Genomic DNA, 17,902 nt, shown 5'->3' on the forward strand with positions numbered 1-17,902 from the left:
GCCGCCGATCTCTCCCTATCGCTCCCGGAAGGCCCGCGCCATCTGGTCCTGGAAAGGCTTGAGGAAATAGGAGATTGCGGTGCGTCGGTCCGTGCGGATAAAGACTTCCAACGGGATGCCGGAGACCGGCTTCAGGGCTTGCAGGCGGGCATGTTCCTCGGGCGGGATGACAAGGCGCACGGCGTAGTAGGCGGCGCCCGTGCGTGCATCTTGCACGAGATCGGCGCCAACATGGACGACCCTTGCCTTGATCTGCGGCGTGGTGCGCCGATTGAATGCGGAGAAGCGCAGCACCGCCTCCTGGCCGAGGTGCACTTGGTCGATTCCCTCTGCCGAGACCCGCGCCTCGACGACGAGCGCGTCTTTGTGGGGCACGATCTGCATGATCGTCTCGCCGGCGCCGACAACGCCGCCGATCGTGTGCACCGAAAGGGCATGAACCACGCCGGCCTGCGGCGCGCGGATGGCGGTGTTGGCAAGCTGCGCTTCGACCGCCCGCCGCCGCTCGAAGAGCTCGGCCTGCCGTGCCTCGACGTCGCGCAGTTCGGCCGCGGCCTCGCTGCGCAGGTCATGGTCGATCTGGAGCATCGTCAATTCGACTTCCGCAATGCGATCCTTCGCCCTTGCCGTGGCGGCAGCAAGCTGCCCGCGCTCGCCTTCAAGGCGGGCGATGTCGCGCTCGATGGCCGTCAGGCGCGACAGGGTCGTCAGCCCCCGGTTCCACAAATCGCGAATGGCGGACAGTTCTTTGCGCAGCGCCTCCATCTCCCGCCGATTGGCCGTTTTGCGGTGGCCAATGCTCTCGATCTCACGTTTCAGTTGTGCGATCCTTTCACGTAGCTGGGCGATGCGGCCGCTTCTTGCTGCACGGCGGGAATCAAACAGCGCCGTTTCCCTTGCAAGCAGCCTGGAGACTTCGGTTTCATTCTTGCGGGCAAGGAGATCGGCGGGAAAGGCCAGCCGCTCGGCCCCTGTCTGTTCGGCTTCCAGACGTGCCTTCCGTGCAGAAAGCCGGTCGAGTTCGCTGGCGATGATGGCCAGATTGGCGCGCGGCACCGTGTCGTCGAGCTTCAGGAGGATGTCGCCGGCCCGGACATGGTCGCCTTCGGCCACCTTCAACGCGCGGATCATGCCCCCCTCGGTATGTTGCACATCCTTGACATGGCTTTCCACCGCGAGCCGACCCTCGGCGATGACGGCGCCGGAAAGCTCGGCCGTGGCGGACCAGCCGCCGACGGCGCCGAAGAGCAGGACAAGCACGGCAAGTCCCGCCCATATGTGCCGATTGAGCGAACCACGGGCCGAAGGTACGTCACGCACGGCGCGCCTCCCTGTCCTTGAGCAGCGACACGGGGCGCGCGCTTGCCTGCGGACGGCGCATCCGCTGCAGCACGTCCTCCGTCCGTTCGATCGCCCGCATGCGCCCTTCCACCAGAGTGAGAACGAGGTTCGTTCCCGCTAGGGCTGCGGGATGGTGTGCGATCACCACAGCAATGCCGCCACGCCTGCGTATGGCGAGGATGGCGCGCTTCAACGCATGTTCGCCTTCGAGATCGAGGTTGGCATTGGGTTCGTCGAGCACCACCAAAAAGGGATCGCCATAAAGAGCGCGCGCAAGGGCAAGGCGTTGGCGTTGGCCGGCCGACAGGGCCGCGCCGTCCTCGCCGATACGCGTTTCATAACCCTCCGGCAGGCGCAGGATCATGTCGTGCACACCCGCGGCCTTGGCTGCCTTAAGGATTGCATCGCTGGCAGCATCGGCCGCAAAGCGGCTGATGTTCTGCGATACCGTGCCGTCGAGGAGCTGCACATCCTGCGGCAGATAACCCACATGATGCCCCAAAAGGGCAGGCGACCACCGCTCCAGGGGGGCGCCATCAAGGCGGATCTGGCCGACAAGCGGCGGCCACAGCCCCACCAGAGCGCGCCCCAGGGTGGATTTCCCCGACCCGCTTGGCCCGATGACCCCGAGCGCCTGTCCCGCCGTGAGTTCAAAACGCACATCCCGCAGCAATGGCGGCAGGATGCCGGGCGCCGAAACGGCAACGCCCTCCACCGAAAGGCTTGTGCTTGGCCAGGGCAGCTCCAGTGGAGCGGTTTGCGGCTGCGGCTGCTGCTTATCAAGCGCCTCCTTCAGCCGCCGCCAGGCCAGCCTGGCGCTGGCAAAGCTTCGCCAATGCGTGATCGCCTGATCGACCGGGGCCAGCGCCCGTGCGGTCAGAATGGCGGCAGCGATGATTGCTCCACCCGTCACCTCCTCGCGGATGGCCAGCCAGGCTCCGACGGCAAGGACAGCGGATTGCAGCATGATGCGCGCCGCCCGCGAGACCGCTCCAAGGGTTCCAACGATATCGGCGGTGCGCCGCCAGCTTTCACGGTGTGCAAGGTTGGCCTCCGCCCAGAGCTCGCCAAGGCGCGGGGCCATGCCCATTGCCCGAACCGCCTCCGCATTCCGATGTCCGGCCTGGGCCAGCCGCGCCCTTTTGGCACCGGTCGTTGCGATGGCCCTTGCCCGCGCGCGGGACAGCACCTCGGCAACCAGCGTCAAGGCAACCAGGACAAGGCTTCCGGCGAGCGCCGTCATGCCGATCCAGGGATGGAAGAGAAAGCACAGACCCAGATAAAGCGGGATCCAGGGCAGGTCGAGCAGGGCCGCCGGACCAGGCCCGGCCAGGAACGCTCGGACCCGGTCCATCTCGGCCAGCGGTTGCAAGGAATGGTCGCGTCCGCCGGCAAGCAGGGGCAACCGGAGAATCGCTGCGTGCACCGATGGCGAAACCGCCTCGTCGAACAGGCAGGCCAGCCGAACCAGTATGCGCGCGCGTACGGCGTCGAGCACCGTCTGGGCAGCATAAAGGAGGGCGACCAGCACGAGGAGAGCGACCAGCGTCGCCAGGCTGCGGCTGGCAAGCACCCGGTCATAGACCTGCAGCATGAACAGCGAGCCGGTGAGCGCCATCAGGTTGAGAACGCCGCTGAACAGCCCCAGAGCCGCCAGCGCGCCCCGGCACGATACCAGCCAGGCGGCGGCCGGGTCGGCCGCCGCTTCGCTCGGTTTTGTCTTTCCGTTCATCAGACCACGGCAAAGTGAGCGTGCGTGATGTCCTGCGGCACCGTTCCGTCCCACACCTGGAGCTCGGCAAACAAGGTGCGCTCGCCGGCACCACTGCCATCCGCGTCGTAGTAGAGATTGCCGCTCAGCGTGTCGTAGAGGATATGGTCGTCGGCATCTTCGGCAAGGCCGCCGGCGTTCGCGCGGAACATGCTGGCCGACAGTTCGACCCTCTCTTCCTCCCCGAGCATTCTGAAGATCGCATTGTCCAGCCAGATCCTGTGATACTCGGTGTTGAACTCGACGACATCGACATTCGCATGGGGGTTCACCTCAAGGTCCGTGTTAGCGCTGAGCGCCGTGTCGAACACATAGACATCGTGCCCGTACCAACCGCCATAAAGGTAGTCTCTGCCGGTTCCCCCGTTGAGGATGTCCTTGCCGGCATCGCCCAGCAGCGTGTCGTTGCCGGAGTCCCCATAGAGATCGTCATTGCCGCTCCTGCCGCGCATGAAGTCATCGCCGTGCCGGCCATGGAGAACGTTCTTGTCGTCCGAGCCATAGAGGCGGTCGTCGAAGCTGGTTCCGATCAGGCCCTCGATGGACTGAAATGTATCGCCCTCGGCCGCGCTGCCGATGTTGTAGGCCGGAGCATCGAGATAGACCCTGACGCGCTCCGTGGCCGTGGCATAGCTGGCGAAGTCGAAGCCGAGGCCGCCGTCGAGACGATCGGCCCCTTCGCCCCCCAAAAGCTTGTCGTCTCCCGAACCTCCATAGAGCGTGTCGTTACCATCCTCTCCGCGGAGTTGATCGTTGCCTATGCCGCCGTAGAGCGTGTCGTCTCCGCCCCTGCCGAGGATCATGTCGCTGCCGGAATCGCCGTAGATGATGTTCGACGCGCTGTCGCCGATGAGCGTATCGGCGAACTGGCTGCCGCGAAGCCCCTCGATGGAATCGTATGTGTCATATCGGGCGTCGCCGACGTTCCAGGAAGGATCTCCCAGATCGGCATACACCCCTGAACTGGCGTCCACATAGCTTGCATAGTCGAAGCCGCTGCCGCCCTGCATCGTGTCGCCGTGCACGCCGCCAACGAGAATGTCGTTGCCGGAGCCACCGATCAGCGTATCGGCACCCTGGCCGCCGTAGAGGACATCGTCCCCCGCCTGGCCGTTCATCGCGTCGTTTCCGGCAAAGCCGATGAGACGATCGTCGCCATACCATCCGCTGAGACCGTTGGCGCCGGCATCGCCGTAAAGCCAATCGTCATGGGCGCTGCCTCTCAACGCTTCGATCGCAATGTACATGTCGCCGGCCGCGTCACCGGCGTTGATCGCGGAATCGGTAAGGCTGGCAACGACGCCTTCCTCGGCGTTGACATAGCTCGCAGTGTCGTATCCCGCGCCGCCATCGAGAATGTCGGCGCCTCCATCGCCGATCAGTATGTCGTTTCCATTGCCGCTTCTTAATTCGTTGGCGAAGCCGTTTCCCCCCAGGGTATCGTCATGCTGGCTGCCCAGAAGTCCCTCGATCGAGCTGTAGGTGTCTCCCTTGGCGTCACCCTTGTTGAGGTTCGGGGCATAGAGCAAGGCCGTGACACCTTGCGTGGCGCTTGTATAGCTGGCGTAGTCCGCGCCGAAGCTGCCGATGAGCTTGTCCGCGCCCGCGCCGCCAACAAGCTCGTCGTCCCCAAAGCCGCCATAGAGCGTATTGTCCGCGGAATTGCCGATCAGAACGTCAGCATATCTGCTGCCGCTCAGCCCTTCCACTGAGGAGTAGAAATCACCGCGTGCATCACCGGTGTTCATGGAGGGGGTTGCGAGGCTGGCAACAACGCCACTCGTGGCCGTCCCGTAGCTGGCCGTGTCATGACCGGAACCGCCATAGAGGCGGTCGCTGCCTGCACCGCCGCGCAGCGTGTCGTTGTCGGCACCGCCCAGGAGCATGTCATCGCCGTCCCCTCCGTCAAGGACATCCTTGCCGGCATCGCCGGAGAGGGTATCGTCTCCGTCACGGCCATACAGGCGGTCGTTTCCGCCATTGCCGTAGAGAACGTTGTTGCGATGGTCACCATAAAGGCGATCAGCATGGGCGCTGCCGCTCAAGCCCTCGATCGAGGAGAAAATGTCGCCCTTTGCGTCTCCGGTGTTGATTTCCTGGTTTTCGAGGCTCGCTGTGACACCGGATCCCGCGTCGGTATAGCTTGCGAAATCCGTACCGATCCCGCCATAGAGGGCATCGGCGCCCACACCTCCGACCAGCGTGTCGTTGCCGCTTCCGCCGACCATAACATCATTGCCGCTGCCGCCGTGCAGATAGTCGTTGCCGCTACCTCCGCTGAGGTAGTCGGCGCTCCCTCCGCCCGAGAGATAGTCGTTACCGCCGTAGCCGTAGATGTAGTCCTGGCCCGACGTTCCGATCAGAACATCGGCGTAGTCGCTGCCGATAATCGTTTTTGCCATCTTTAGAATGCTCCACTGTCAAATGAAATCGTGCCGCCCGCTCGCCAGACGCTGGCAGGCGCGTGTCCTGCGGGCTGCTCAAGTGCCGCCGTTGCGGGCTGGAAACCGCGTGAAGGCGGGGTTGACGACGATGTGCTGAAAGACCGATGCCTTCAGGGCATCTTCAGGCGGCTTCTTTCGCGTTGCGCATTCGCCGCCGGTCGCATCTTCACCTCACGGCTGTCCCGCCCTTCGCGCGATTGAGGGATGGATGCAGGAAACGTGATGCAGATGCACATATCTCAGTCGTCTGCGGGATATGGTGTCGGTGTCGGGCATATGCTTCCTCTTCGCTTTCCTGTTCGTTTCGACACCAGCGAAGGCATTCATGAACCTCCGCGGCGTTCTCGCATTCAAGGGCGTGAGGTGGCGCCTTACAGTGTGAGGCAATCGGATTTTTCCCGTCAGGCAGGACTTTGCCACCCAACATCGGGTCGGGGAGGGTGTTTGGCGGGCGGGAGTGTTCTTGAACGGTTTCTACGACAATGGATGTATCGTTCTTGCGAAATCAAGCGTATACTTCATGAAATATTCATAATTATTATAAAGAAGATCGAAGCCAGTGTATATCAAGAAGTAAAAGTATAAGAATTGTTATTATTGTTGTTCTTGAATATGATATGCTGTTGACGCATAAGAACCGGGCCATGTCTTCACGCGTGGGGCAGGGAGACACCGGGTTTTCCAGGAGACGGCGCCATGCGCCCAGCAGGATGTGACGCGCCAGGCGGGATCGAAATACGCAGGCAGAAGCCGGTGTTGGCGGTTCTGCCCTTCAAGGTGGTTTCGGGGGGGCAGTCGGACGGGACCATCGCCGACGGCCTGGTGGAGGACCTTTCGGACGCGCTCGCTCGCTTCTCCACGCTGGAAAGCATCGCACCGATGTCGGGTGCGGTGGTTGCGGAGCTGGCCGACCGGGAAGCCGCCCGGCGCCTGGGAGCCACGCATCTCCTGCGCGGGCGTCTCCAGCGGGAGGGAGAACGTTTCCGCCTCGTTGCCGGTCTGGTCGATGGCGAAAGCGGCGCGCAGCTTTGGAGCGAGAAGCTGGAAGCACCGGCGACCGGGCTCTTCGAACTGCAGGGCGAGCTCGTTGCCCGCATCAGCGCCACCTTCAGTGCCCGCATCGAAGAAACTGCCTTGCAGGCGGCCCGTCGCAAGCCCACCGGGTCCCTGGCGGCCTACGAGTTGACGCTCAAGGGGATGTCGTTGCTCAGGCGCGGGTCGTACGAGGCGGACGAAGAGGCACGAGGCCTCTTCCGGCACGCCCTTGAGCTTGATCCGCAATATGCTCGCGCCTATGCCGGTCTGTCCTTGTCCTGGTTCAATGAGTGGGGTTGCCAGCTCTGGAACAGGATAGCGGAGAACGGCCAGGCAGCCTACGAATATGCACACAGGGCGTTGGATCTCGACGATTCCGATGCAATGCTGCACGTGGTTATCGGCAGGATTCTGCTTTATCGGCGCGAATACGAGCAAGCATCGTGGTATCTGGATCGCGCCCTGCAGATTTGCCCCAACGACGCGGATGTGCTGCTGCAGCTTGCTGTTGCGGAGGTTTTTCTGGGGCGGCCGGAGATCGGGATCGAAAGAGGAGCGCAGGCACTCCACCTCAACCCCTACCATCCGAACGGCTGTTACGCCTACGCGGCCTTTCCCTATTTCACGGCGAGAAAACTCGAAGATTTTCTCAAGCTGAATGGTCGGGCGGTTAATACGCCGCTCATCTGCGCGCCCGCCCACTCGGCCATCTCGAGCGCCTATCTCGGCAGAATGGGAGAGGCTCAGCATCACCTCAAGCTGTTCTACGAGAAGTTCGGCCGCATGATTGCCGATGGCAGGCCGTTTACGCCGCGCGAGGCCTGCGACTGGCTCCTCGATTACGCGCCGTATCGCCGTCGCGAGGACCGGGAGTTCGTCGCCGATGGCTTTCGTCTCGTTGACGGCGGGATCGCGAAACGTTCCCCCGAGACCACTGCCTCGCATATGCCGACGGACAATATCTTCGTCTCCGGCGGGGGAGGGTGGCGACTGAGATTTGCAGGCCGGGAGGCCAACCTACCCGACATAAAAGGACTGCGCGACATTCAACGCCTCATCGGGCGCGCGGGAGAGGAAATTCACTGTCTCGATCTCGCGGGGCGCGAGGAGGAAGCCTATGGCGGCCAGTTCATCCTCGACGACAAGGCGCGGCAATCCCTGAAACTTCGCATCCGCGATCTGCAGGAGGAAATTGCGGAAGCGGAAGACATGAACGATCCCGGCCGCGCCGAGCGCGCGCGGGAGGAACTCGACCAGTTGGTCGAAATGCTCTCCAAAGCGCTGGGGCTGGGCGGCCGAAACCGGCAGTTGGGAAGCATGAGCGAACGGGCCCGCACCGCCGTCACCTGGCGCATCCGCCATGCCATCCGCAAGATCGAGACCCTGCATCCCGATCTGGCCAGGCACCTCAGGACGTCCGTCCGCACGGGCACGTTCTGCGCATATCGGCCGGAACAGCCGATCCGTTGGCGACTTTGCACCGACTGAGGCGACGCATCTTCCGCACCGGGGACGGCCATCAGGATCGCAGCTTGCTCGGGGTGCGTAGCTGTAGATATCGCATAATCTGCATTATGGAACTCAGCCTTCCGCCGCGCCCTTCCTGCTGGTCATTCCGTCACGTCACGATGTCGGCCTCCTCGGCCTTTTGCGGCGGGCGTGTCAGTACGGGCCTTCGGGCCGCTCCGTTGGGTCACACCGGGTGTCGGAACTTCAGGAACCGCCGAGAGTCCCCGGCCGGACGCGGTCGGGATGTGCTGCCTCAAAGGCGGCGATGCGCGCGCAGTTGGTCTCGATCCTGAAGATCCGATGCAATTCCGACAGATCGACCTGCCAGCGCCGGGCGTTGTAGAGCTGCGGCACGAGGCAGAAGTCTGCCAGTCCGGGACTGTCCCCATGGCAGAAATCGCCAGCGTCCCCGTCGCTCAGCATGACCTCGAAGGCCCGCAGTCCTTCGCCGATGAATGTGTGCATCCATGCCGTGACGGCTTCCTCGCCTCCCCCGACGAGCGAGGCGGCGTGCGTGGCCACGCGCAGATTGCATATGGGATGGATTTCCATGGCAATGGCGTGGGCCAGGGCGCGCACGCGGGCACGCCCCGCCGCATCGGCGGGCAGGAAGCCTGCCGCACGGGTTTCGTCCAGATACTCGATGATCGCCAGGGACTGGGTAAGGGTGCGCCCATCGATTGCGAGCACCGGCACCAGGCCCTGTGGATTGCGCTGCAGATGCGCGTGACTTCGCTGCTCCTGTGTCAGCAGGTCGACCGGCACGATCTCGTGCTCCTCTCCCAGCATGTTGAGCGCGATGCGCACCCGATAGCTGGCGGATGACCGCCAATAATCATAGAGAACCGTCGCCATGCTCTTGTTTCCCCATCGGCAGCGGGCGGGGCTTGCCGGCCTTCTGGCCTCCTACCAGTCGCGCTCCGCCGGGGCGGGCAACACCCGGCCTGTGCACTCGCCAAAGCCGATCCTGTATCCCTCACCCTCGGCCCAGCCCCTCAGCGTCACTTCGTCACCATCCTCGAGGAAGCTGCGCGTCTCTCCCGTTGCCAGCCGGACCGGCTCCCTGCCGTCCCAGGCAAGCTCGAGGAGCGAGCCAAAGCTGCCCTTCTCCGGCCCGGAGATCGTGCCGGAACCCAAAAGGTCGCCGCATTCCATTCTGCATCCGCCGACCGCGTGGTGGGCAAGCTGCTGCGCCGCCGAATAGTAAAGGTGACGGGAGTTCGTGCGCGCGATCGTGGTCGCCCGCTCCGCGCCCGCCGGCCGCAAGGCGACTTCCAGATGGATGTCATGAAGCAGGGGCCCCGGTTCGCAGAGATAGGGCAGCAGCGGCTTTTCCCGCGGCGGCGTGGAAACACGGAAGGGCTCAAGCGCCGCTTTCGTCACCACCCAGGGGCTGATGGTCGTGGCAAAGGCCTTGGCCTGGAAGGGACCAAGCGGCTGATACTCCCAGGCCTGAATGTCGCGCGCCGACCAGTCGTTCAGCAGCACATAGCCGAAGATCATCGCGTCGGCTTCCGCAACGGTGATCGGTTCGCCCATCCGGCTCGGCACGCCCACCACCGCACCCATTTCCAGCTCGAAGTCCAGACGGGTGGAGGGGCCGAAGACCGGCCCTGCCGCCTCGGGCGGCTTTCGCTGGCCGAGCGGCCGACGGATGTCGGTGCCCGAGACGACCACCGTCGAGGCGCGCCCGTTATAGCCGATGGGGATGTGCAGCCAGTTGGGCGGCAGCGCATTCCCGGCCCCACGGAACATGGTGCCGACGTTGAAGGCATGCTGGCGGCTGGCGTAGAAATCCGTGTAGCCCGCAACCTTGATGGGAAGCCCGAGTTCGACTTCCTTCAAGGGCACGAGCGCGCGTGCCAACATGCCCCTCTCGCCTCGCAACGACGGGTCGCCCCCTTCGGCCAGCAGATCCGTCAAGCGGGCGCGCACCCGCCTCCACGCCGCGGGCCCCAGCGCCATGAAGGCATTGATGTGCGGCGCGGCAAAGACCGCCGTCCTGCCCCCGGCATGGATGAGGCCGCTTTCCTCCAGCACGGCAAGATCGAGCACGTGGTCGCCTATGGCAACGCCACAACGCAACCGCTCACCCCTGCGGCGGAACGCGCCATAGGGCAGATTCTCGAGCGGAAAGTCGCATTCCGGCGCGTTGGCGCCTTCGATCCAGCTTCGCATTCTGCCTTCCTGTTGTGGCGGCCGGCGGCATGGCAAGGCCGGCCTGCATGCCGGTCGTTACGTTCGTAATGGTCGGTTTTGCAACCATCAAGCGCCGCAAGACCGATGGACACGGCCAGACGGTCGCAACAGGCGCCACCGCAATGCGGCGCCCGGCAGCGCTCTCCCGGTAGGGCCGCAGCGCCGCATCCAAGCGCGAGATCGCCAAGGCGGCGAGCGCCAAGTCCTGCCTGTCTTCTCTCCTCCTCCGAGCATGGTGGCGGCGATGCGGAGTTCACGGGCATGTGCGCATTTCAGGACGCCATCGGTGCCGACGACGTGCGCGTGATGCCCCGCCAGGACGCAGAAACGGTGCTCGCCGCCGACACGCCAAAGGCTCGCAACATGCGCCAGAAACTCAAAAAAAAGGCCTCAGATATGTCTGAAAAAATCCTGGCCCTCACGCCGCCACGCGGCCCGTGCCAGCCGGCGTGAGGTCGAAGACCGCCATCTGGCTTGCACCACCCAGCCTGGGGTGGCAGCCGGCAACATCATGGCACGCCACCCCGTAGCCGTGGCGGGCAGCCGTGCCTGCCGCCCATCGACGAAAGCGTTCGCGGTCCCATTCGAAGCGGTGATCGGGATGGCGGAAGCGGTGCGGCGGCACGCCGAGCAGCGGGTTGAACTCCGCATTCGGCGTCGTGACCACCACCCGCCCCGGCCGCATTCGGGAGAAGATCGCCCGCTCAAGCGAAGACAGCCTTTCAGGCGCAACATGCTCGATCGTCTCGACGAGCACGGCGCAGTCGAACCCGGCAAGGCGGCTTCCCGCCTTGGTGAGGCAGCCGTGGATGAGAGCGACCTGCGCACCGCCCGTCTCCACACGCGCGAGGCGGTCCCGCGCCCGCTCAAGGCTCGCGCGGCATAAATCCACGCCGAGGATCCGTTCGATCCGCGGCTCCGCCGCAAGGCGCGTCAACAGCTCTCCGTCGCCGCATCCCAGATCAAGCACCGAGCGGGCGCGGCACTGGCGCACCGCCGCGCAGACAGCGGCCAGACGCTGCTCGTGCAGCCAGCTGGTCATGCCGTCTTTTCCTCCCTTTCGGGCTTTTGCATCAGCGCCACATCCTTGCGCGGAATCTCGCACCCCCAGCCGCGCACGGCGGCGAGATGGCGCAAGGTCTCCTCCTTGTAGAACACCACATGGGTCGGGTCGCGGCGATAGTGCCAGCGGGCGAAAAGCTCGTCCTGCGTTCTGAAACAGGTCATCACCCCAAGCCAGCCGCCGGGCGCCAGAAGCCGGTCGAGAAGGGCGAATTCACGGGCCGGCTCATGAAAATGTTCCGCCACCTCGCAACAGACGATGAAGTCGTAGCAGCCGGCAAGAACGCTGCGATCGGGTGCGAAAAAGGGGTCATAGGTGACGACCCTGTGCCCCTTCTCGCGCAGCATCGCGGCCAGACCAGGCCCCGGCCCGCACCCATAGTCGAGCCCGCGGCGCGCCGGGCCGAGCCGTGCCAGCAGCGGCTCGGCGAGCCGCGAAAGGAACCGGCGATAGCGCGGATCGTCCGGATCGTTCCGATGGCGAAGGTAGTGCGCATGCTCCTCCTGCGGGGAAGGCAGGGCCGCCGGGTCCAGGAACACAGCGCTGCAGATCCGGCAATCCCAGTAGTCCCTGCCCTGCACATGCAGGAAGGGGCGGCAGCCCGGCGCACCACAGACACGGCACTTCATGCTGTCCGGGGATGAGAGCCGGCGCTCGGCACTCACACGGCGCCTCCACCCTTGCGCGCCAGATAGACGCATTGCCGCGCAAGCCGCCCCTGCAGCGGATTGTCGAATGTCACCGGCTCGGCGCGCGCCTCGCCGAAAACCGCCTGCAGAATGGCGGTAAAGGCCGCATCCCCGGGATCGTTCGACCACAGCGCGAAGATGCCGCCGGGCAGCAGATGCGCGGCAAGCTTCTGCAGCCCCTCCTGCGTATAGAGCGCGGCGTTGGAGGGCTGCAGCACCGCATGCGGCGAGTGGTCGATGTCGAGCAGGATGGCGTGAAAGCGCGAGCCCGGGGCCAGCGGATCGAAGCCCGTTTCAGGAGAGGCGGCCATGGCAAAGAAATCGCCATGCACGAGCCGACATCTCTCATCCGAACCGAGCCGCCTGCCGAGCGGCAGAAGCCCCTCCTCATGCCACTCGATGACCGGCTTCAGGGCATCGACAACGAGCAGGGAGCGCACATTCGCATGGTCGAGCGCCGCTGCCGCCGTGTAGCCGAGCCCGAGACCGCCCACCACGACGCGCAGGTCAGGCTGCGGCAGGGCGGCAAGCGCGATCGTGGCGAGCGCCCGTTCCGAGACGGTAAACTTGGAGGACATCAGGAACGCCTCGCCAAGCTTGATCTCGTAGATGTCCTCTCCCGTCGTCAGATCCCGGCGGCGGCGCAGAACCAGCGCGCCCATCGGCGTGACCTGATAGTCAAGTTCCTCAAACAATGGGCTCAAATGACTGCCTTCCTCATCTATCGGTGGATGCCGCGGCCGCCGCCGACGGCCCTGTGCGGATAGGCCATTCTGTTACGTTTGGCAAAGCCGCGCGCGCCGCGGGACGGAAAAGCCGATCATTGCTTCTGTCCCGAAATCCGCAAGACGGATCAAGACGGGCTTTGGCATAGTGCAGGCGCGTCAAGGGTGGTGACCATGAAGAACAGAACACGTCTGAGCTATGGCGAGCGCATTGCCCGCGTCGCCGGCCATATCGCGGCAAACCCGGTACGGGACCACGATCTGGACAGCCTCGCGGCGCTGGCCTGCTTCTCGCCCTGGCATTTTCATCGCATCTATCGGGCGATGATGGGCGAAACCGTTGCCCAGACGGTGCGAAGGGTGCGGCTGCACCATGCGGCCGGGGCGCTCGTCGGTGGCCGCAGACCGATTGCCGAGATCGCGCTTGAGGCCGGCTATGGCAGTGTGGAAGCCTTCACCCGCGCCTTTGCCGCCCAATATGGCGAAACGCCCGCTGCCTATCGCGCCAGAGGGCTGCCGCACCCACCCTCCAGCAATCCGCCTGCAGAACCAGGAAGGCGCACAGACATGAGCTCCGTGACCATAAAGACCCTCGAACCCCAGACCGTCGCCGCCATCCGCCATGTCGGACCCTATATGGAGATTGGCCAGGCCTTCGACCGCCTCATCGCCCTTGCTGCCGGTCACGGCCTGATGGGCCCGGATACCCGTTCGTTCGGCATCTACTACGACGATCCGAGCGCCACGCCGCCCGAGGAGTGCCGCTCCGACGCCTGCTTGACCGTCGGCAAGACGGATCCGCTTCCCGAAGGGCTGAAGCGCATGGAGATTGCCGGCGGGCGCTATGCCAGCCTCCTGCACAAGGGCCCGTATGCGGAGCTTCACAAGGCCTATGCGTGGCTCTATGGCGTCTGGCTGCCCGAAAGCGGCGAGGAGCCGGCCAACCAGCCGGTGGTCGAGGAGTATCTCAACAATCCCCGCGCGCTTCCTCCCGCCGAGTGGCTCACCGAAATCCTCCTTCCCCTGCGCGCCCCGGAGGATTGAGGCGGGCAGAAAGGCGCAGGTTTCGCGCCTGCACGGGCGCAGGGCATTCTTGGCTATTTCACCGCGCCCGTTGCCATGCCGGCGATGATGTAGCGTTCCAGGATCACGCCGACGATCAGAAGCGGGGCAATGGCCGCGGTGGAGAGCGCGGCCATGGACCACCAGTTGATGCCCTGGCTTCCCGTCTGGCTCGCCACCATCACCGGCAGCGTCTTGGCCTCGGTGCTCGTAAGAAGGGCGGCAAAGAAATATTCGTTCCAGCATAGGATCAGCGACAGGATGAAGGCCGCCACCATGCCGGGCAGGGAGATGGGCAGGACAATGCGCAGAAAGGCGCCCCAGATGGACAGGCCGTCGACGAGGGCCGCCTCCTCCAGCTCCACCGGAACGGCCTTGAACTGGTCGCGCATGATCCAGATGACGATGGGCAGCACCATCAGCGTGTAGAGGAGAATGAGCCCGATGCGCGTGTCGAGCAGCGCCAGCTCGCGATAGAGCGCCAGGAACGGCAGCGCGAGCACCACCGGCGGCAGGATGAGCTGGGAGAGGAAGAAGAACGAGATGTCGGCATTCTTCATCGGGCCGAAACGGTAGCGGAACCGGCTCAGCCCGTAGGCGGCAAGCGACCCCAGGACGACCGCCAGAAAGGAGGCCGAGATCGAGGTGATCACACTGTTCATGAAACGCTTGAGAAATTCCGCCCGCACGGTGGAGACGTTGAAGATCGTGTCCGGCGACAGACCCAGCGAGCGCCAGCCCAGCCACTGGGGCGTATAATCCACCCAGGGAACGAGATGGCCGCGCATGACGTCCGGCGCCATCTTGAAGGAGGTCGTCACCGTCCAGTAGATCGGGAACAGGCAGATGACCGCCCACAGGAGAAGAATGCTGTAGACCAGCAGTCGCAGAAGCATCCGCTGCAGCCGCTCCGTCTGGGTTTCCTGCCGCTGCGCCGTGGAAATGGTGTCTTCGATGGCGACCATTGCCTAGTTGACCTCCTGATCGTAGCCGCGCATCCAGCGGCCCAGCAGGTTGAGCAGCGTGACGAGAAACGCCACGATGATCACCAGATAGACCACCGCAAGCAGCGTGCCGTAGCCGACATTGGAGCGGTCGCGATACTCCCGGAAGATGAAGCTCGTCACCGAGTCGGTCGCCCCGCCCGGCCCGCCGGATGTGACGTTGATGATGATGTCGGCTAGCTTGAGCTTGAAGATGACGCGAATGATGACGGCGGTGATGGAGACCGGCAGCATCAGCGGAAAGGTGATCTTCCAGAAGGTTTGCCACGGCGTGGCGCCGTCAACCCTGGCCGCCTCCATGACTTCGCGGGGGAGCGACTGGAGACCGGCCAGCAGGATGATCATCATCAGGGGGATGAAGGTCCACGCATCCATGACCATGATGGAGAGGCGCGCAAGCCAAGGGTCGGCGAAGAAGGCGGGATTCTCCCACCCGAGCCAACGGGCAAAATTGGCAAGCGGACCGAAACGGTTCTCCATCATCGACTTGCCGACCATCCAGGACAGGGCCACGGGCGAGAGCATGAGCGGCAGCAGGAAGACGACGCGGAAGAACTTGCGCGCGCGGATCTGCGAATGCAGGACCAGCGCCAGGCCGAAGGCGATGGCATACTCCGCGACGATGGCCAGCGTGTACCACACCATGTTGAGCATGGCGTTCCAGTAGAAGGGATCGTCCGCCATGCGGCGCAGGTTGTCCAGTCCGTTGAACTCCGGCCCGTCGAGCGAGGAAAGGTTCCAGTCCGTGAACGAGACATAGAGCGCAAAGAGCAGCGGAAAGACCACCATGGCAACCACGAACAGGGCTGCCGGCAGGACGAACAGCGCTCGCTTGCCATCCTCTCCGCGCCGCAGCACCTGCGACCAGCCGAGCATGACGCCCCAGAAAATGTAGGCATAGAGCACCGGCCGCCAGGTGGCGAAGCCGAGATCGACGATGCCCAGTTCCTGAAGCGCGCGCATGAGCGCGATGGCCACGAGCATCAGCGTGCCCGCGGCAAAGACCATCCGTCCCAGCCGCTTGCGGGACTCGGGAATGGGATCGGGGATCACGAAATCATCCGGCTCGACGGCCGCTGCGGTTGCCTTGTCCATGCCCTGTCCTGTCGTGACCGCCAGCGGCGCGGAAGGCTTCTCGCATCCCGCCACGGTCATGCCGGTCGACTGCGCCCTTGTTGCCTTTCATCGTCCCTGCCAGGCTTGGGCGAGAAAGGACCGGCGGCTGGGCCACCGGTCCCTCTCCGTCCGCCGCATCCTGAGCCTGGGTCACATGCCGAGCGATGCCTTGTAGAGCGCGATCTGGCGCTCCCGGCCGATCTGGTCGGTAATCTCCTCCCAGGCCGCGGCAATGGCATCCGCCCCTTCCTGCACCGAGCCGTACTGGCCGGCGAAGATCTTGGCCAGCTCATCCTCGGCGATCGAATAGTACTGGAAGATGCCGGGAATGCGCGGCTCGATCGCCGCATTGGGATGGTTGTAGCTGTCCTGGTTGGAGCTCAGATAGTCCTCGATGAAGTCGCGGTCGTATCCGGCCGCCTCCCACTCGTCGAAGATGAAGTGCGAGTTGCGGTAAGGCTGGAAGCCGGAGGGATAGGCGACGGTCCACAGCGACAGGTCCTTGCCTCCCAGATGGGCCGCCGCCGACCAGGCGGCCTTGCGCTTCTTCTCGTCGCCCGACACCCGGTTGGTCACATAGATGCCCCAGCCGATATAGGCATTGTTGGGCGCCTCGTTGGGCGTCTGCTCCCATTCGCCGGTGCGCGAATTGTAGACCGCGTCCGACCCCGGATTCGTGGAGAAGCCCACAACGTCGCCCACCACCGAAGTATCGGAAGTGCGCGCATTGGAGCCCACATCTCCCCACCAGGTAAGCATCGCGCCGGTGCCCGCGAGGAACTGCTGGAAGGCCGTCGTGTTGGGGTCGGCGTTGAGCTGATCCGGCGGATAGGCACCGGCCGCGATCAGCTCCATCACCTCCTCGATGGCGCGCACGAAGGCGGGATTGTTGATGCGCGGCTTCATGGTATCGGGATCGAACAGCCAAGCCGGATCGTCGGGGTGCTTGGCATAGGGCGCCGCCCGGTCGGCCAGGAAGTAGAATCCGAATCCGCCCCAGGTGATCTTGAGCGGATCGAGGAAGCCATAGGCCGGAAGTCCGGTAAGCGGATCGGTCTTGCCGGCCAGGAACTTGGAGTGCGCGTTGACCTGCGCCCAAGTCGTCGGCGGCTCCCACGGGCTGCCATCGCCCTCCTCCGCCCAGGCCTGCGCCAGCTCCTCACTGGCATAATAGTCCGTGCGGAAGGCGAGCGTGTGGCAGTCGCCATCGATGGAGATGCGATAGGTCTTGCCGTCCCACGTGCCCACCGGCGCCTTGAGGTAGTCCACATAGTCGTCCATGTCGATGAGCGTCTTCACCCAGTCCGGCATCTCATCGAGCAGGCCGCGTCCGGCCGTGTCGCCTTCGAAGGGGGCGCCCATCTCCAGAATGTCGAAATCGACGGTGCCCGTGGCGATCGACTGCTGGAGCCTCGGATTGTAGTCGGCCTGCGCAAGGTCGATCCATTCGATGCGCGCGCCGGTATATTCCTCCCAGGGGCGCAGGAAACCACGGAAGAGAAAGTTGTGCAGGTTCTGGTTGTTGAGGCCCATGAAGGTGAGCTGCACCCCGGCAAACTCGCCTTCCTGCACGGTCTCGCGCGTGCCGCCGAGGCACATTTCGCCAACCTTCTGCCAATCGGCATCGGTGGGCGATCCCCGGCCCACGCCGGGGATCTTGAGAATTTCGGCACGCAGACTGTCCTGCGCGAACGCCGGTCGCACCAGCCCTGCCCGCGCGCCGAGCGCCAGCGCCCCGGCACCGGCCGCTCCCTTCAAGAGACGGCGGCGGCTGGCCTGCATGGCCATCAGCCGCTCATAGATATGAGCCTTCATGGATGATCTCCTCCCTTAGACGATCGTGCATGATTGTGATCGGGAACGCTGGTGACCTGCCCCCAAGAAACTGGGCCATTCAAAAGGAGAGCTTGTTCTCTTAATGTTCGAAGCAACAAGGAGAACAGA

At 64.4% G+C, this 17,902-nt stretch carries 14 protein-coding genes; 3 read left to right on the top strand and 11 right to left on the bottom strand.

Going from position 1 to position 17,902, the window contains the following annotated elements; all coding sequences use genetic code 11:
* Positions 1 to 15: 15 nt before the first annotated feature.
* From NYR58_RS17635 to NYR58_RS17645, 3 genes are read right to left on the bottom strand one after another with little or no spacing between them, the layout of a single operon-like run.
* Positions 16 to 1,320, bottom strand: coding sequence for an HlyD family type I secretion periplasmic adaptor subunit (locus NYR58_RS17635; protein WP_261522474.1), 1,305 nt, complete (start codon positions 1,318 to 1,320; stop codon positions 16 to 18).
* On the bottom strand, positions 1,313 to 3,073 hold the full coding sequence (locus tag NYR58_RS17640; RefSeq protein WP_261522475.1) for a type I secretion system permease/ATPase: 1,761 nt from the start codon (positions 3,071 to 3,073) through the stop codon (positions 1,313 to 1,315). The genes NYR58_RS17635 and NYR58_RS17640 overlap by 8 nt, the downstream gene beginning before the upstream one ends.
* Complete coding sequence (locus tag NYR58_RS17645; RefSeq protein WP_261522476.1) at positions 3,073 to 5,514, bottom strand: calcium-binding protein; 2,442 nt, start codon at positions 5,512 to 5,514, stop codon at positions 3,073 to 3,075. Before NYR58_RS17645 ends, NYR58_RS17640 begins: the two co-directional genes overlap by 1 nt.
* Before the next feature lie 933 nt (positions 5,515 to 6,447).
* On the opposite strand from NYR58_RS17645, the gene NYR58_RS17650 reads away from it, so the two are divergent.
* Positions 6,448 to 8,079, top strand: coding sequence for a tetratricopeptide repeat protein (locus tag NYR58_RS17650; protein ID WP_261522477.1), 1,632 nt, complete (start codon positions 6,448 to 6,450; stop codon positions 8,077 to 8,079).
* A gap of 225 nt (positions 8,080 to 8,304) precedes the next feature.
* On the opposite strand, the gene maiA is transcribed toward NYR58_RS17650, so the two are convergent.
* Together maiA and fahA are read right to left on the bottom strand one after the other, a co-directional pair.
* Complete coding sequence (gene maiA / locus NYR58_RS17655; protein WP_261522478.1) at positions 8,305 to 8,955, bottom strand: maleylacetoacetate isomerase; 651 nt, start codon at positions 8,953 to 8,955, stop codon at positions 8,305 to 8,307.
* Between the two features lie 51 nt (positions 8,956 to 9,006).
* A complete protein-coding gene (gene fahA, locus NYR58_RS17660) occupies positions 9,007 to 10,278 on the bottom strand; it encodes a fumarylacetoacetase (protein WP_261522479.1) in 1,272 nt (423 codons plus the stop codon).
* 282 nt (positions 10,279 to 10,560) lie between these two features.
* Between fahA and NYR58_RS17665 the strand changes: the two genes are divergently transcribed.
* Entirely contained in the window at positions 10,561 to 10,752 is a 192-nt protein-coding gene (locus tag NYR58_RS17665; protein ID WP_261522480.1) for a hypothetical protein, read from the top strand.
* Here the strand turns inward: NYR58_RS17665 and NYR58_RS17670 are convergent.
* The 3 genes from NYR58_RS17670 to NYR58_RS17680 are packed head-to-tail and all read right to left on the bottom strand — an operon-like array spanning position 10,718 to position 12,755.
* The gene (locus NYR58_RS17670; RefSeq protein ID WP_261522481.1) at positions 10,718 to 11,341 is read right to left on the bottom strand and encodes a methyltransferase domain-containing protein; all 624 of its coding nucleotides are present in this window, start codon (positions 11,339 to 11,341) and stop codon (positions 10,718 to 10,720) included. The two genes, NYR58_RS17665 and NYR58_RS17670, sit on opposite strands and share 35 nt — an antisense overlap.
* On the bottom strand, positions 11,338 to 12,027 hold the full coding sequence (locus NYR58_RS17675; RefSeq protein WP_261522482.1) for a class I SAM-dependent methyltransferase: 690 nt from the start codon (positions 12,025 to 12,027) through the stop codon (positions 11,338 to 11,340). The genes NYR58_RS17670 and NYR58_RS17675 overlap by 4 nt, the downstream gene beginning before the upstream one ends.
* Entirely contained in the window at positions 12,024 to 12,755 is a 732-nt protein-coding gene (locus NYR58_RS17680) for a spermidine synthase (protein ID WP_261522483.1), read from the bottom strand. The genes NYR58_RS17675 and NYR58_RS17680 overlap by 4 nt, the downstream gene beginning before the upstream one ends.
* Before the next feature lie 195 nt (positions 12,756 to 12,950).
* Between NYR58_RS17680 and NYR58_RS17685 the strand changes: the two genes are divergently transcribed.
* Positions 12,951 to 13,820 carry an AraC family transcriptional regulator gene (locus NYR58_RS17685; protein ID WP_261522484.1) on the top strand — a complete coding sequence of 290 codons (870 nt, stop codon included), beginning with the start codon at positions 12,951 to 12,953 and terminating at the stop codon, positions 13,818 to 13,820.
* A 53-nt stretch (positions 13,821 to 13,873) separates the two neighbouring features.
* On the opposite strand, the gene NYR58_RS17690 is transcribed toward NYR58_RS17685, so the two are convergent.
* From NYR58_RS17690 to NYR58_RS17700, 3 genes are all read right to left on the bottom strand, one after another.
* Positions 13,874 to 14,734, bottom strand: a complete 861-nt coding sequence (locus NYR58_RS17690; protein WP_261522487.1) for a carbohydrate ABC transporter permease — start codon at positions 14,732 to 14,734, stop codon at positions 13,874 to 13,876.
* A gap of 72 nt (positions 14,735 to 14,806) precedes the next feature.
* Positions 14,807 to 15,937: a carbohydrate ABC transporter permease gene (locus tag NYR58_RS17695; RefSeq protein WP_261522485.1), complete on the bottom strand. Its 1,131-nt coding sequence runs from the start codon at positions 15,935 to 15,937 to the stop codon at positions 14,807 to 14,809.
* A 171-nt stretch (positions 15,938 to 16,108) separates the two neighbouring features.
* Complete coding sequence (locus NYR58_RS17700) at positions 16,109 to 17,773, bottom strand: ABC transporter substrate-binding protein (RefSeq protein ID WP_261522486.1); 1,665 nt, start codon at positions 17,771 to 17,773, stop codon at positions 16,109 to 16,111.
* Positions 17,774 to 17,902 lie beyond the last annotated feature (129 nt).

It is taken from the genome of Chelativorans intermedius (assembly GCF_025398255.1).
GTDB lineage: Bacteria > Pseudomonadota > Alphaproteobacteria > Rhizobiales > Rhizobiaceae > Chelativorans > Chelativorans intermedius.

What these genes read in the sequence shown, in the direction of transcription:
- NYR58_RS17640 (WP_261522475.1), bottom strand. Translation starts at nt 3,073, where the DNA reads ATGAACGGAAAGACAAAACCGAGCGAAGCGGCGGCCGACCCGGCCGCC.
- fahA (WP_261522479.1), bottom strand. Translation starts at nt 10,278, where the DNA reads ATGCGAAGCTGGATCGAAGGCGCCAACGCGCCGGAATGCGACTTTCCG.
- NYR58_RS17700 (WP_261522486.1), bottom strand. Translation starts at nt 17,773, where the DNA reads ATGAAGGCTCATATCTATGAGCGGCTGATGGCCATGCAGGCCAGCCGC.
- NYR58_RS17665 (WP_261522480.1), top strand. Translation starts at nt 10,561, where the DNA reads ATGTGCGCATTTCAGGACGCCATCGGTGCCGACGACGTGCGCGTGATG.
- NYR58_RS17645 (WP_261522476.1), bottom strand. Translation starts at nt 5,514, where the DNA reads ATGGCAAAAACGATTATCGGCAGCGACTACGCCGATGTTCTGATCGGA.
- NYR58_RS17685 (WP_261522484.1), top strand. Translation starts at nt 12,951, where the DNA reads ATGAAGAACAGAACACGTCTGAGCTATGGCGAGCGCATTGCCCGCGTC.
- NYR58_RS17690 (WP_261522487.1), bottom strand. Translation starts at nt 14,734, where the DNA reads ATGCTTCTGCGACTGCTGGTCTACAGCATTCTTCTCCTGTGGGCGGTC.
- NYR58_RS17695 (WP_261522485.1), bottom strand. Translation starts at nt 15,937, where the DNA reads ATGGACAAGGCAACCGCAGCGGCCGTCGAGCCGGATGATTTCGTGATC.
- maiA (WP_261522478.1), bottom strand. Translation starts at nt 8,955, where the DNA reads ATGGCGACGGTTCTCTATGATTATTGGCGGTCATCCGCCAGCTATCGG.
- NYR58_RS17670 (WP_261522481.1), bottom strand. Translation starts at nt 11,341, where the DNA reads ATGACCAGCTGGCTGCACGAGCAGCGTCTGGCCGCTGTCTGCGCGGCG.